The sequence below is a fragment of the Microcoleus sp. bin48.metabat.b7b8b9.023 genome (genome assembly GCF_013299185.1).
GTDB lineage: Bacteria > Cyanobacteriota > Cyanobacteriia > Cyanobacteriales > Microcoleaceae > Microcoleus.
Map to the genome: position 1 here is coordinate 1 of NZ_JAAFKG010000055.1, position 14,660 is coordinate 14,660.

Sequence of the window (14,660 nt, forward strand, 5' to 3'; positions counted from 1 at the left end):
GATGCCTAACTGGTGATGCGATAGTTGCACAGATTTTTGGGTGTTTTTACTCACGCTTGGTCTCGGATAATTCACTTTTACGCCCTCAATTCGCCTATGTGCCAGTTGGGATGCGGAATGTGGGTTCAAGGCTCGTCTCAACCAAATTATCAGTGAAGATGAGGAGGGAGACAAAAATTATGAGAGGTTTCAATCGCAGGAAGAGAGTGAGATGGAGAATGCAAGGGCGAGCTACTCCGGCGATAATTAGTAACAATTAACTGACTCGGCAGGACACAACAATTGTGGAGATCGAACTTACGCATCACCACCAAAACAACTTGGTTTTTGATAGTTATTGGTGGGGTGGGGGCGGGTTTATTTAACCTATTTGCTACTTTTAAGATTGTTGGCGAACCCGCCCCTACAGGTTATTGCGAATGCTTCAATATCTGATCTATAGCGCAATTGTGGCGCAAAAATTCGGTTTCTCACTGTCCGAAACTCGTCAAACTCTTAACTCTCTTCTGGCGATGATTCTTTAGCTTTAATCACCGCTTCCCGAAATCCTAAAACTAATAAGATATTGGAAAATGTCAAGAATGATTCCGCCGCCCCGTGCAGCCAATCGATGTTTGCTAGGGATTCATTGTAGGCAACTTTTGCATAAATTCCCGCCGGAATCGTGACGGCAACAAAAACTAAAGTGCCGTAAAATCCCATCAGTGCTAAACGCGGTGTTTTTCCCGATTTAGTCAAAAACCAGAGAAATCCTAAGTAGGGAAACAGAGACAAGGCAAATAGAGTTTCTTTGGAAAGCATTTTTAATCGGGAATGGGGAATAGGGAATAGGGAATAGGGAATTGGGCATTGGGCATTGCTAATTGGTAGTAAATAACAAATAACAAATAACAAATAACCAATGACAACTGTCATACCAATTTAATGTGAAGTTGCATATATCTGGATCCCCCTAAATCCCCCTTAAGAAGGGGGACTTTGAGAAGAATCTTATCCCCCCCTTATTAAGGGGGGTTAGGGGGGATCCGAATTATATGCAGCCTCATAAAAAATTGGTATCAACTGTCAACTGTCAACTGACTGCTGAGCCGATCGCCAAATCCACCAAGCCGCCGCACATAATGTAAAATTGCCGGCGAGAGTCATCGCCGCTTGTAGAGTAACCATCCATTCTAGGGCGAGAGAGTTGTCGAAAAAGTGCCACGTACAGGCACACATGGCGCTGACGAGAGCGGGCAACATCCCGAAGGAAAGAGCCCGCCAAGCCGGATTTTGAGTGACTTCGCCGTAAGTCCAAATCAACCAGATGGCGGCAATCCACTCGATGACGCTAGAAATATGAATAATCCAGGTGGGAATTGACAAAGCGTGCATTTTTTGTATGTAAAGAAAGGTGCAAGATGTATTTTGTCGTTTAAAAAAGAATCTCTAGATAACAACAATTTATGTATTGTAATAGTTATATTCGATTCCAAACAAAGAGTAGAAATGCGAGCAATTTTGTGCGGCTATTACGGAAAAGGCAACGGCGGCGACGAGGCGCTGTTGGCTTCGCTACTGCAAATGTTACCAGATGGCGTGACGCCGATCGTCCTTTCTGGCAATCCTGTCGAGACAAATCAGCGGTACGGAGTAGCTGCGCGCGATCGCATGAATGCGTTTGGTGTCCTCGATACACTCCGCAGCGCCGACGCCCTCATCTGGGGTGGCGGTAGTTTAATCCAAGACAGTACCAGCCTTGTCAGCCCTTTTTACTATGGTGGCTTGATGGGATTAGCGCAGCAGATGGGCTTAAAAACTGTTGCTTGGGCCCAGGGAATTGGCCCTTTAAATCGCGAGATTACTCGCAAGTTATCTCAGCGGTGTTTTGGTGGATGTACAGGCGTTAGCGTGCGCGATAAAGGCTCAGCTACCATACTTGCAGATTGGCAAATTCCATTTACATTAGCGCCGGATCCAGTGTGGGCTTTGGAAAATTCCCCTGTCTCCGGTTTGTGGGATTTGCCGTCGCCGAGAGTTGCAGTTTGTTTGCGATCGCACTCTACACTAACACCCGCCCGTTTGTCAATCCTAACTCAAGCTTTAGTTGACTTTCAAAAAGCCACTCGCACCTTAATTTTGCTGCTGCCTTTCCAAGCTTCTCACGACTTAGAAATTGCCAAACATTTGCACGAAGCGCTGCCGAAAAGGAGCCGCATCCTCAGTTTAGACGATCCGAGAAAATTGAAAGGAGTGTTCCGGGGAGTCGAAATGGCGATCGGGATGCGCTACCACAGTTTAATTATGGCTGCATCGGAAGAATGTCGCTGTTTTGCCCTCAGCTACGATCCCAAAGTCAGCCAATTGATGGATGAGTTAGAAATGCCGGGATACTTATTATCAGAATTGCCCGAAGATCCGTATTTAATCAGCAAAACCTGGATGGATCACTATGCCAACGGCGCCGCACTATCGCCAGACAGGATAAAATTTATTGTAGGGCGATCGCTCTTTCATAAGGAAGTATTACAAACCGCCCTCCTGCAATCTCCATAAGAGGTAAAATACCATGACTGTCAGTACCGCAGACTTAAACATTACCTGGGAAAAATTGCCAGACGATTTCATTTTAGACGAGGAACCTGTGGAAAACATCGACCAACCCCTGCTAGCTGCCGCCCTGCGAGAAATCTTAGAACTTGCGGGGTTAATAGTAGCAGGAATCTTAATTGCTCCCAATATGGGAGTTTGCGCTACAGTAGACGACAAGCTAGTTATCAAATCGCCAGATTGGTTTTATGCCCGTAACGTACAGCCGCTTCCTAGTCAAGAAATCCGCCGCAGTTACACTCCCAACCTAGAAGGCGAAATTCCGGCGATTGTCATGGAGTTCTTATCAGCTACAGTCAACGAAGAATATTCTACAGTATCGACTTATCCCCCCGGCAAATGGTATTTTTACGAGCAAATATTGCAAGTACCAATCTATGCAATTTTTGAACCTGCCACAGGAAGACTAGAAGTTAATCAGTTGAATTCATCAGGACAATATCAATCATATCAGCCCGATGCAAGCGGACGTTATTGGATTCCGGGAGTCGGATTATTTCTGGGTGTTTGGTATGGCACAAAAACTGAAAGAACAGGATATTGGTTGCGGTGGTGGGATGAAAGCGGAGAGATGTTATTGTGGGGTGCAGAAATAGTTGAAAGAGAAAGGCAGGAAAGGGCGATAGCCCAACAGCAAGCCCAACAAGAACGAGAACGATCGGAAAGATTAGCAGCACAATTAAGAGCAGCAGGCATAGAACCCGAAATTTGATACAATAATTTAGCAATCAAAAATCCTAACGCTGCGATTTTTTATTTCTAAATTTATGTGCGTTAATCCGCGTTAATCTGCCGATATCAGCGGTTAAAAATTATATTCAGGAGACAGAAAAATTGGCAAGAGTAAGAGTTCGAGAACACGTAAATCCCCTATCGATGAGATATCGAACATCCGCCAGTGCCCCAGATTGGACGAAAATATATAGCGACTTAAATTTGCCACTGCATTTAGATATCGGCTGCGCCAGAGGAAGGTTTTTGTGGCAAATGGCGCAAGTACAAACTGATTGGAATTTTCTCGGATTAGAAATTCGGGAACCTCTGGTGGATGAGGCAAATCTTTGGCGCGACGAAAAAGGCTTGACAAATCTGCACTATTTGTTTTGCAATGCGAATAGTTCCCTGAAACCAATTTTAGAAACTTTGCCCGCTGGTACTTTGCAGCGAGTGAGCATTCAATTTCCCGATCCGTGGTTCAAGAAAAAACACCACAAGCGGCGGGTGGTACAGCAGGAATTAGTCGGCGAGTTGGCGACTTATCTGGCTGTTGGCGGTGAAGTGTTTATTCAATCGGATATTGAGGAAGTAGAAGTCGAAATGTGCGATCGCTTTTCATCTGATCCTAGCTTTAAACGCACAAATAACGGTGAATGGTTAGCAGAAAATCCCATGCCCGTAGCCACTGAAAGAGAAATTGCTACTCTCAAACGGGGGGAACCAGTTTATCGGGCAGTGTTTCACAAATAAAGGGTATCAAACATAAAGTGTTTCACAAATAAAGCCCGCCGAATTAATTGTGATCTTTCACAAATAAAGCCCGCCGAATTAATTGCGATGTTTCACAATAATTAATCGTGATGTTTCACAAATAAAGCCCACCAAATTAATGGCGATGTTTCACAAATAAAGCCCGCCGAATATAATTCGGGGCTACACAAACAATGTCCGCCTCCGCGGACTGAAGATAAGAGTATCAATAAAAGGTAATTTGGTGTTTGATATAATATCAAATTTATTAAAATTACATTTTATACTATTTGCTTGAATTGGCATTTATGTCTTTTCTTGAGTCCGCGGAGGCGGACATTGTTTGTATAGGCGCGAATTCTATTCGCCCGGATTATTTGCTACTCGCCCAAACTTAAATTGGCATTTATGTCTTTTCTTGAGTCCGCGGAGGCGGACATTGTTTGTATAGCCGCGAATTCTATTCGCCCGGATTATTTGCTACTCGCCCGAACTTAAATTGGCATTTATCTCTTTTCTTGAGTCCGCGGAGGCGGACATTGTTTGTATAGCCGCGAATTTTATTCGCCGGGAATTGATGGTTTTACTCCACACTATTTTAACCCGGAATTTGGGGAGGTTCGGGGTTTGTTGGTTTCGACTTGTTTGTCGATCGCACTTCTGTAACTATCCACCACATGATTCGGCATCACATCCCCATTTTGCCCTAAAAAAGCCCACTCCTCACCGACGTGCACGTATTCAGTCTTAAAGAACACCGTAAAAGGCACCAGCGTAATAGCATCCGCCAAATTTACCACACGATAGCTGTTCGGTACAACTCGATTGTGATCCCTCGCAAACACCGGATCGCCCACCCTCGGACTGCCATAAGTATACAACTGCACCTGCTGTTTCAACCGAGGAACATTCACCGCAATGTCGATCGCAGCCAAAGTCGCGATCGCAGCACCCAAACTGTGGCCCGATACATAGCAAGGAACCGACGGATTCAGCTTTTTGGCAATGTCCAGCGTTTGAGTGGCAATATTGCTGTAGATGGTTGAAAAACCGGGATGAATTTTACCGTAGGACTTACTGAAAACCTTACTTTCTTTTGTAGCGTAGACAGCATTGATATTGAGTACCCATTCGATAGTTCTTTGCGTGCCGCGAAAGACAATAATATTGTGTTTTTTTGAACTGAGGACAAAACCAAAATAAACCGGGATTTTGCGATTAATTTTAACAACCTCCTTCGCTGTATTTTTTATAACTTTTTCCGCAGTATCTACATTTTTGCCGATCGGATCGGTTTCCCTATTTGGGGAAGCAGCCTGCTGCGGAATTTCTACCTCGACTTCTTCGGAGATATTGGCTTCTTCTCCTTTAATCGCCGCAACTAGAGTATAGTCTTTCAACTTAGACGTATAAGCTGGCAATGATTTAATATTACCGTCATAGTGAGGCTCTACTTTGCCTTTGAGGTACTGCTGCGTTGCCAATTTGCTGCACAAAATCAGCAGTTTAGAAATCTCGCGGTTGTAGGGAATTGGTGGCGGAGATAGTTTGACAGATGCTTGAATTCGCCGCGATTCATTAATTTTTTTCGCATCGGCTTCTAAGGTTTTTAGGAAAATCCTATCGGCTTCTCTGTCGTTGAGTAAAGCTAAAACTTTTTTTTGGCGATCGCTATTTGCTTTCCGGCGCAAATATTCCGGTATTGCGGTAGCTGCTGACGCGGCCGCCAATGCTCCGAGCAACAGTTGTCTGCGGGTAATTTTTGCTGGAATATACTTGGTCATATACTAACTCTAAATATCAATATAGCGGTTCTCAAAAAAGTCAGGTACGTTGTTGGGCTTTAGCCCTCTTATGTGTATAATATAGTAACCGAAGTCGCATGAAAAAATTCATTTATAGTCATACCTCATCTTTCGCTCGAAAGACTATATCAAAAAACGGGTTTTTTACCTAATCTGCTGGCTGCAATCTAATGATTTTAATAAAAAACCCAGTTTCTCACCTCGTCCTTAATTGCTACTTTCCCACTGTCAACAAAGGTTTCCCTCACAATTGCGGTTCAATTCCAGCCGATCGCAACTGAGCGCGCAATTGCTCTAATTCTGCTTGAGCGCGATCGGCCCTTTGCCGTTCTTGTTCAGCTATTTGCCGTTCTTGTTCAGCCCTTTGCCGTTCTTGTTCAGCTATTTGTTGTTCTTCCTCAACTCTTTCAAAGCCAGTTAACAGCAAATTCCCTTCACTATCCCACCAGCGCAGCCAAGGTAAATCAACATTTTGATACCTTCCTTGCCAAATTCCTAATTCCACTCCTAAGGCTGGAATAGGATAATGACCGCGATCGTTCGCAGTCATTAATTGATACCTATTTTCTATCAAGTGATAAACTTCAACACTCGCCTTACTCACTTCATAAATCCCGTAAAAAGCCGGACGGATCGCATTTTCATAAACCCAGAATTTTCCCGGCTTAGTTTCCTGTTGCCCAGAGCGCAACAAAGGCGTTCTGTCCCGTTCTTGGGAACCATTTCCCGATACAAACTCTAACACAATTAACGGTGCGACAAACTCTTGCCACATCACATAAGAACGGCGCAATTGACCGTCAAGTGTTGGCGGGACATTTGGCACGTAAAACCAGTCTGGTGCTTCTGAACCCTTTTCTAGGGGGTCTGTCAATCGCCAGTAAATGCCACTATCTTGACCGATACAGTAATCAGCATCTGGATGAATGCTTTGGAGGATCGGAGTAATGGAATCCGTTAATAGAATGCTTTGGGGATGTTCTTGAAAGTTTTTCACAAAAGTGCCGTCGGATTCTGGTAGCTGAGTGTGATCCGGCCAACCTCCGGGGTTGTTTTCTACATCTAGGGAGAATTTCATGGTTTTATTTTAGTTACAGGTATTAATGAAGAATGTCTTTAATTTTTTCCTGAAACTCCTCTTGAGTTATTTTACCATTTATCAAGTCATCAGTCAGGGATTTAATCGAATTTTCTGTTACTTGAGCTGGAGAGGCGATCGCCCCAATATTTGCCTCAAACAAAGCCGCCCCTTCCGGTTGAGAACTATCGAAAACTTCCTTGAGTTCCGCTGCATCCATTTGGCGGCCGCTAGCATAATAAAGGTGCGTCGCCTGTCCCACCCTCCAAGTCAGTGCAAACAGCGACGAAGCCATCGCAAAACCGCCCACAAACGGCACAAACACACCCAAACCATACATTGATATCCAAGCCATAAACGCCACCCAAAAAGAACCCAAACCCCCGAACAAATTGCCTCCGATCGCCAGCGCATCTTGACCTTTTGGATAGCCCCATTTTGTCCCAATATCCCGCATCATTTTTAACAGCAACACGCTCGCCACCAGCAGCGTCACCGTCATACTTCCCGGCAGCGGGTTCAGTCCCAAAATTGCAGATCCAATAGCATAATCTATAATCAAATCGCGGATTTCTTTGTTGATTTCGACAAGATTGGGCGCTCGGGCGATCGCTTCCAATTCCTCTGAGGTTTTTGGGGAGTTTTCAGACATAAGATTTCGTCTTTATAAAAATATATAAAAACTCTTGTAGGGCAGGCATCTTGCCTGCCCTATAAAGGCTTTTATGGAGAGATATATTATAACCCAATACGCTTCATTTAAGATTGTCATTGCGAGGAACGAAGCAATCGCACTATCTATTTTTGATAGTTTTCCCTGTTGGAATTTATTATTTCAAGCGTATTGTATTCTAAGCTAAACCCAAGAAGGGAGCCACATCCTAATTTTCCATTCCATTTGCGACAAAGGCAATCCCAAATAGAGAGGCATCCAGAAAATAAAAGCACCCAAAACCAGAAAAATTATTGTTACCCCCATCCCTCGGAGGCGAGTTTGTGGGCTGTGCAGCCACCTGTCAGTCCACCAAGCAAGTGCTAAAGCTGCAAACACAGAACAACCCATATAATGGTACAAAAATACGCAGCGAGTCACCTTCACCCAAGGCAGCAAATTAGCAGCCCAATTAACTATTAAATATAACGCCAGCCACATTTCGGCAGTCGGCGGAAACAAAATCGGCCGCTGCTGTTCGAGCGCCTCAACCGAAGCCACCCGGCGCGTTTCCATCCACACTAAAACCCGGTGAACCAAAACTCCTATTACTAGCAGTAAAGATAAAGTTGACAGCCACCAAAGCAAAGGATTTCCCATCGCGTGCACGTCAAAAATTACCGGATTTACACCGATCGGCAAAGGTGGCAAAACAGGATCTGATGGTGCATTGCTGCTAATACTTTTGTAGAAGTAGACGATCGGGCGCAGCATCAAAGGCCAACTGTACCACGCCGAACAATAAGGATGCACGTTAGGCCCGCTTTTAATCCGCTGGTGATAAGTCAAAATTTCCGTTTGCATCTGCCAAAAGTTGGGAGTTGGATTGAGATGCAGGTGAGGAATCCAGGAGATGCTGTAAACTAAAATAGGAATCACAGCTAGACTCAAAATTACTTCTAAAAATTTGAGTTGAGTCAGTTTTTGTACGGGACTTTCCGGGGGCAAGAGAGCCGAATTTACCTCGGCACTCTGTTCTTCATTTCCTCGGTTTCCTTGGATTAAACGCACCGCCCACGCGCAGATCAAAATTAGATAAGTACCGAACAGAAACCACAATCCGTTCCATTTAATAGCAGCAGATGCGCCGAAACCTATCCCGGACAGTACCAGCCAAAGCCAGCGCTTTTTGCCTTCTGCTTCTACGGATTTTAAAATAAATAATTGACCTAAGATTCCAAATAAAACTAGATAAATGTTGTTGAGCGCGTAGCGAGATTCAACTAAAAACAAACCGTCACAGGCGATAAAGAAAGCAGCCAGAAAAGCAAAGGTGCGGCGCCGCACTAGCTGATAAGCTAAAGCTCCGACAACTAGGGGAATAAAGGAACCTGTCAGAGCATTCAGCCAGCGGTAATCCCAAGGAGAGAGAACTGAGCCGGCCAGAGGGTTGAAGGCGGTTTTTCCAAAAGGCAAGTGTTTGCCGATCGCAATTCCGATCGCAATTATGTACTGGCTCAGCGGCGGGTGAGCGTTGAAAAAAGGCGTTTTGGTCAGATAATCGTTGGCAAATTTAGCGTAGTAAACTTCGTCAAATACGAAAGCGTTAAATCGCTCTAGTTCCCAAAAGCGGAGAGTTAAGGAGACGAGGAACACACCGAGCATTCCTAGACCAAAAACAAGAGTGGATCTGTTGAATTGTTTTTTGTTGAGTTGCATAAAATAACCGAAAATAGTAGATGCTAGATTTGGGGGCGATCGCTAATTTAAAAATACTGAGTTGAGAATAGCTTAAAAACTATAATTATGCGTCATATCGTGTCCGGTCAATTGATCCTAATTCCTGTAGGGGCGGGTTCGCTTAAATATTTAACAAAAATGAGAGATTTTGTAAACCCGCCCCGGCCTCTAATAGCGATCGATCGGACATGATATCAGTCCTAGATTTGCCGATGTTGCCTCGTAATTAGCACGCAGCAAGGAAAATAGCAGATAACAAGGTGCGATCGACTATAATAGCAGTTAAACAGGTCTTTTTTTGAGCAAGGGTTTATGAATCTCGCTGTTTGGGTTTGGGGGCGTTGGGGGTTAGCTGTCGGTGCTAGTATCCTGCTAGCATCAGCCACCACGCCAAATCCCAAGACATTTGAAAGCTTTGGCGATTGGTGCAACAACAAAGAGCATTTAACCCCCCAAGCCAGACATACGGTAGAGGTGTTGCTATCAAAAGCCAAAACACAAGAGTGCGATCGCGCTCAACAAACCCTGGCTAATCTAACAGAACTTTCTCTGATTCGCAGTCAAATAGTCGATATCCAACCCTTATCAAAATTAACAAATCTCAGAAAGCTCAACCTCAGTTCAAATCAAATAAAAGATGTGCAACCCTTATCGGGACTGACTAATCTGAGATTTCTCATCCTCAACTTCAATCAAATCTCAGACGTGAAACCGTTATCGGGACTGACTAATCTGACAGAACTTTTCCTCGAAGCCAATCAAATTGTAGATGTCACACCGTTAGCGGGATTAACCAATTTAACAGCATTTTCCCTAGCATCTAATCAACTTGCTGACGTGGCACTCTTGTCGAAAATGGCTAAGTTAGAGTTTCTTTATTTGGGCAACAATCAAATAAAGGATGTCAAGCCATTATCTACTTTGAGCAATTTGCTGTTACTCTTCATCGAATCCAATCAAATTGTAGATGTAAATCCTTTAGCAAAACTGACGAATTTAACAACTCTCAATCTGAGTAAAAATCAAATTCAGGATGCGACACCTTTAGCCCAATTGAGTCAACTAACAACTCTCGATCTCGGTGGAAATCCAATCCCGGAGGGGGAAGCGGATCGATTAATTCAGAAAAATAGACAGCGATTGAATCAGCAAACAAATCAGCAAACTGAAGAAGTCGATCGCTTGATTCAGGAAGCTACGCGACTATTCGATCGCCAAACAGCAACATCTTACCGGGAAGCATTGCAAAAGTTTGATGCAGCACGTTCGCTTTATCAAAGGCTGGGAAAGCGACAGGCTGAAGCTTACGCCCTGAATCAAATGGGATTAATTGCTAATAGATTGGGAGAGAGACAACAAGCCCTAGATTACTACAAACAAGCTCTTTCTTTGAATCGGATTTTAGGCGATCGCTCGAAACAAGCCATCATTCTCAATAACATCGGCGCTGTGTACTATGCGTTGGGAGAGAAACAGCAAGCCCTAGACTACTATAACCAAGTTCTGTCAGTGATTCGAGAATTGGGCGATCGCCCGATCGAAGCTACCAACCTCAACAACCTGTTGCAAATACCCCCAAACAGTGACATATCATTGAACGATCGCTCTCTTCAAGCAATTCCCCTGAGCAACATACTGAATATATCCCCAAACACGCGCGCATCATCGGGCGATCGCACTGCCGAAGCTACCACTCTCAACAACATCGGCTTAGCCTACAATGATTTGGGAGACAAACAGAAAGCCAGAGAATATTTCAACCAAGCCCTTACCCTGTTTCGCGCTACGGGCGATCGCACTAAGGAAGCCACTGCTCTCACCAACATCGGCTTAGCCTACAACGATTCGGGAGAAAAGCAAAAAGCCCTCGATTATTATAACCAAGCACTACTTCTAAGACGGCAAGTGCGCGATCGGCGTGGAGAAGCTCTGACACTCAACAATATAGGGGTTGTCTACTCAGAATTGGGAGAAAAACAGAAAGCACAAGAGTATTTCAACCAATCTCTTCCTCTGTTTCGCGCTGTGGGCGATCGGCCCGGAGAAGCTCTCACCCTCTACAATATTGCTAATGTTAAAGGTAATTTTGGCAATCTAATTGCAGCCCTCACTGACATTGAATCCTCCATCAAAATCATCGAAAACCTCCGCACCAAAATTAGCAGCAACGAACTTCGCACCTCATACTTTGCCACAGTAAATAACTATTACCAGTTCTACATTCAACTGTTAATGGAACTGCACAAAACCAATCCCAAATCTGGCTATGATACCAAAGCCTTAGAAGCCAGCGAACGTTCTCGCGCCCGCACTTTACTGGAACTTTTGCAAGAAGCAAAGGCCGATATTCGCCAAGGAGTTGCCCCAGAATTATTGCAACAAGAACGCAATTTACAACAGCAACTCGATGCCTTAGAAACACGCAACATCAACAATTTTAGCACTCGAAATCCGACTCCGGCGCAAGTAGCAGCAGTAGAAACACAGCGCCAAAACCTGCTATCTCAATATCAAGAAATTCAAGCAAAAATTCGCACCACCAGCCCCCGTTACGCCGCCCTCACCCAACCCCAACCTTTAAGCCTTTCACAGATTCAAGAACAAATCCTCGACGACAAAACAATCTTACTTCAATATAGCTTAGGAGAAAAGCATAGTTATCTCTGGGCGGTGAGTAAAACCAGCATCACCAGCTATGAATTACCTCCTCGCACGGCAATAGAAGCAGCCGCCCGCAATTTCCGTCACGCTGTGACTAATCCGCTGTACCGAGACATCCCCAATCGAGTCACCAAAGCTAGCAACGCCCTCAGTAAAATCATCTTACAACCTGTCGCAGCACAACTGGCTCAAAAACGCCTGCTGATAGTTGGCGATGGCATTTTGAATTATCTTCCCTTTGCCGCCCTCTCTCTTCCCGAAACATCCGGTGAAAATGATCGTAAGCCTTTAATTGTAGATCATGAAATCGTGCTGCTGCCTTCAGCTTCCACCTTGGGAATATTAAGACAAAATTATCGCGATCGAGCAAACCCAACTCGGACTTTAGCAATGTTTGCCGATCCAGTTTTTAGCGCTCAAGACGAACGATTCAAAGCACCAGCTACTACTACAGATCGCGAAGCAATAGAATCAGTAAATCTCGGCTTAAGTCGCTCTAGTAGCGACAATAACCGACTGTGGAGCCGTTTAAAATTTACTCGCCAAGAAGCTCAAATAATTCAATCGTTAGTTTCAGAAAATTCTAGCACCCAATCCTTAGATTTTGCCGCCAATCGCAGCACAGCAACCAGTCCCAATCTCAGCCAATATAAAATCATTCATTTTGCCACCCACGGTTTCGCGAATAGCACTCACCCGGAATTATCAGGAATCCTCATGTCCTTAGTAGACACAAATGGCAAACCCTTAAATGGATTCCTGCGGCTTACAGATATTTTTAATCTCAAACTAGCAGCAGAATTAGTAGTTTTAAGTGCCTGTCAAACCGGATTGGGGCAGAACATTCAAGGCGAGGGAATTGTCGGATTGACGAGAGGATTTATGTATGCGGGTGCGAAGCGAGTAGTTGTGAGTTTGTGGAGTGTCGATGATGAAGGAACCTCGAAGTTAATGGCTAGTTTCTATGAGGGAATGCTGAAAAAAGGGTTGACGCCAGCGGCAGCTTTAAGGGCGGCGCAATTAGAAATGTTGCAGCAGAAAGAGTGGCAGTCTCCCTATTATTGGGCGGCGTTTACGCTTCAGGGTGAATGGCGGTAAACGTTACACGACTTACACAATAATGTTGACACACTGTGGGAATTGCCCCTAAAACTATATGAATTGCGATCGCTTCTACTACTTCTTGAAAAACCAGATCAATTTGATAACCAATGCGGTGATAACTGCGGCTAAAACTCCTATGCCCACGCTAGCTGTCGCTGAGATAGCAGGAACCAACCAAGGGTCTGGAATCCCTAGGTGCGACAGTGTGCAACCTAGAGGATATTTGACAGCTTCCTTGGGGTCAGATGCGCCAGGAAACTGTGTGGCGATCGAGGCTACCATCGACCCGGCAGCCAGTCCAACGCCTAAAATCGCAACGGTATTTTGAAAGCTGCGATCGCGTTCTGACTGGTCAATTTCAGTGACTCCCCGAATCGAGTTAATTAACTCTCCTAGTAAAGTTACTCCCGAACTTAAACTTTCACAATCATTCTGAATTTGTAGTAAGTATCGGTGTTCAACATCATCGTTAAATCGCTTCAAAAATTCCAATTGCTTCAGAGCTTCCAGATCGTTTTCTGCTTGAAATTCTTCTGTCAAGCGCTGTTTTATTCTCTCCATTCGTCGTTTGTAGTTGAGCAGGTTAACCTCTATGGTACGTTTTTGAATATTGAGGTAATTCAGATCGATCGAGTAGTTGGAAAAAGTATTTTGAGCATCGAGCAGAGTTTGACGGAGTTTTTTAAGGTTTAAGCTTCGGGTTTGACTTCGATTGAAATCTTTCAAGTATTGCTTAATTAAATCAAAATCATCTTTGAGTTGCTGTCTCAGATATTGGCTTTGACCGTAAGCCCAGAGTATTTTACTTCGATAGGCAAATAAACGGAGCCAGTCGAAGTCAAATCGAGAGGCTTTTTTAGCAGTTTCTGAGTCGGGATAAAGGGCAATGAAAACTGTGTTGTTATCCTGAATTTGATGGATGTTCCGGATGGAAATTGAATCGGAAGTCGAGGAAGCGATCGCTCCTTTGAAACGATAGCGCCACAACTCAAATATCATTCCTCCCGCAAACAGACTTTTGCCTCGAAAATCACGATCCCAATTAAGTTCTAGTTCTGGAATTTGGCAGCACGATCGGGCAATGATTTCAGCGTTATCTGGGGTAAAGTTAGGAATTTGACCTGATAGCATCCAGACTTGTCCGATCGAACTCTTTTGGTTGGCTAATCGCAGTTCGAGTTCTGCTTTAAGATCGGCAAAGCAACTGACGGGCAATTTTTCAGTTTGACTGCGATCGGGATACCGGAAAGAATGTTCGACAGAACAATCGAGTAACAGTCCGTAATTCTCCCCCAAACGGACTGGATAGTAGTAACCTTTTAACGCATATTTAAGGGAACGACTGTCAAATTGCTGCGTGCCTCGACTACCCGATAGTTCAACATACTCTCCTTCTATATCAGCATCTCGCTGTACGATCCAGGCACGAAGTTGTTCGGGAAGTTTTAGGGAAAAACTGACTCGATCGTTAGGGCGATCGCCAGCACTATCGCCCAGTTCATCGCGCAAGTCGTACAAAAATAAATCTAAGGTTGGATAAATAATTTCACTCATCATCTTTAGC

11 protein-coding genes are annotated in these 14,660 nt (G+C 44.4%); 4 read left to right on the forward strand and 7 right to left on the reverse strand.

From position 1 onward, the window contains the following. Positions 1-495 precede the first annotated feature (495 nt). Together QZW82_RS25175 and QZW82_RS25180 are read right to left on the reverse strand one after the other, a co-directional pair. The gene (locus tag QZW82_RS25175) at positions 496-801 is read right to left on the reverse strand and encodes a DUF3593 domain-containing protein (RefSeq protein ID WP_293154525.1); all 306 of its coding nucleotides are present in this window, start codon (positions 799-801) and stop codon (positions 496-498) included. Between the two features lie 264 nt (positions 802-1,065). Further along, positions 1,066-1,374 carry a DUF2499 domain-containing protein gene (locus QZW82_RS25180; RefSeq protein ID WP_293154528.1) on the reverse strand — a complete coding sequence of 103 codons (309 nt, stop codon included), beginning with the start codon at positions 1,372-1,374 and terminating at the stop codon, positions 1,066-1,068. A 114-nt stretch (positions 1,375-1,488) separates the two neighbouring features. On the opposite strand from QZW82_RS25180, the gene csaB reads away from it, so the two are divergent. The 3 genes from csaB (at position 1,489) to trmB (ending at position 4,056) form a co-directional block, all read left to right on the forward strand. Continuing rightward, positions 1,489-2,535 carry a polysaccharide pyruvyl transferase CsaB gene (csaB, locus tag QZW82_RS25185; RefSeq protein ID WP_293154531.1) on the forward strand — a complete coding sequence of 349 codons (1,047 nt, stop codon included), beginning with the start codon at positions 1,489-1,491 and terminating at the stop codon, positions 2,533-2,535. 13 nt (positions 2,536-2,548) lie between these two features. Beyond that, complete coding sequence (locus QZW82_RS25190; protein WP_293154534.1) at positions 2,549-3,301, forward strand: Uma2 family endonuclease; 753 nt, start codon at positions 2,549-2,551, stop codon at positions 3,299-3,301. A 122-nt stretch (positions 3,302-3,423) separates the two neighbouring features. Beyond that, positions 3,424-4,056 (forward strand): tRNA (guanosine(46)-N7)-methyltransferase TrmB, encoded by a 633-nt coding sequence (gene trmB / locus QZW82_RS25195; RefSeq protein WP_293154537.1) that lies wholly within the window; start codon positions 3,424-3,426, stop codon positions 4,054-4,056. Between the two features lie 593 nt (positions 4,057-4,649). Here trmB and QZW82_RS25200 read toward each other — a convergent pair. The 4 genes from QZW82_RS25200 to QZW82_RS25215 form a co-directional block, all read right to left on the reverse strand. Continuing rightward, complete coding sequence (locus tag QZW82_RS25200) at positions 4,650-5,840, reverse strand: lipase family protein (protein WP_293154540.1); 1,191 nt, start codon at positions 5,838-5,840, stop codon at positions 4,650-4,652. A 265-nt stretch (positions 5,841-6,105) separates the two neighbouring features. Further along, positions 6,106-6,939, reverse strand: a complete 834-nt coding sequence (locus QZW82_RS25205) for a Uma2 family endonuclease (RefSeq protein WP_293154543.1) — start codon at positions 6,937-6,939, stop codon at positions 6,106-6,108. Positions 6,940-6,961: 22 nt separating this feature from the next. Further along, the gene (locus QZW82_RS25210) at positions 6,962-7,591 is read right to left on the reverse strand and encodes a hypothetical protein (protein WP_293154546.1); all 630 of its coding nucleotides are present in this window, start codon (positions 7,589-7,591) and stop codon (positions 6,962-6,964) included. A gap of 204 nt (positions 7,592-7,795) precedes the next feature. Then, positions 7,796-9,310: a phospholipid carrier-dependent glycosyltransferase gene (locus tag QZW82_RS25215; RefSeq protein ID WP_293154549.1), complete on the reverse strand. Its 1,515-nt coding sequence runs from the start codon at positions 9,308-9,310 to the stop codon at positions 7,796-7,798. Between the two features lie 333 nt (positions 9,311-9,643). On the opposite strand from QZW82_RS25215, the gene QZW82_RS25220 reads away from it, so the two are divergent. After that, positions 9,644-13,090 carry a CHAT domain-containing protein gene (locus QZW82_RS25220; protein ID WP_293154552.1) on the forward strand — a complete coding sequence of 1,149 codons (3,447 nt, stop codon included), beginning with the start codon at positions 9,644-9,646 and terminating at the stop codon, positions 13,088-13,090. Positions 13,091-13,168: 78 nt separating this feature from the next. Here QZW82_RS25220 and QZW82_RS25225 read toward each other — a convergent pair whose 3' ends face one another. Then, positions 13,169-14,653 carry a hypothetical protein gene (locus QZW82_RS25225; RefSeq protein ID WP_293154555.1) on the reverse strand — a complete coding sequence of 495 codons (1,485 nt, stop codon included), beginning with the start codon at positions 14,651-14,653 and terminating at the stop codon, positions 13,169-13,171. Positions 14,654-14,660 lie beyond the last annotated feature (7 nt).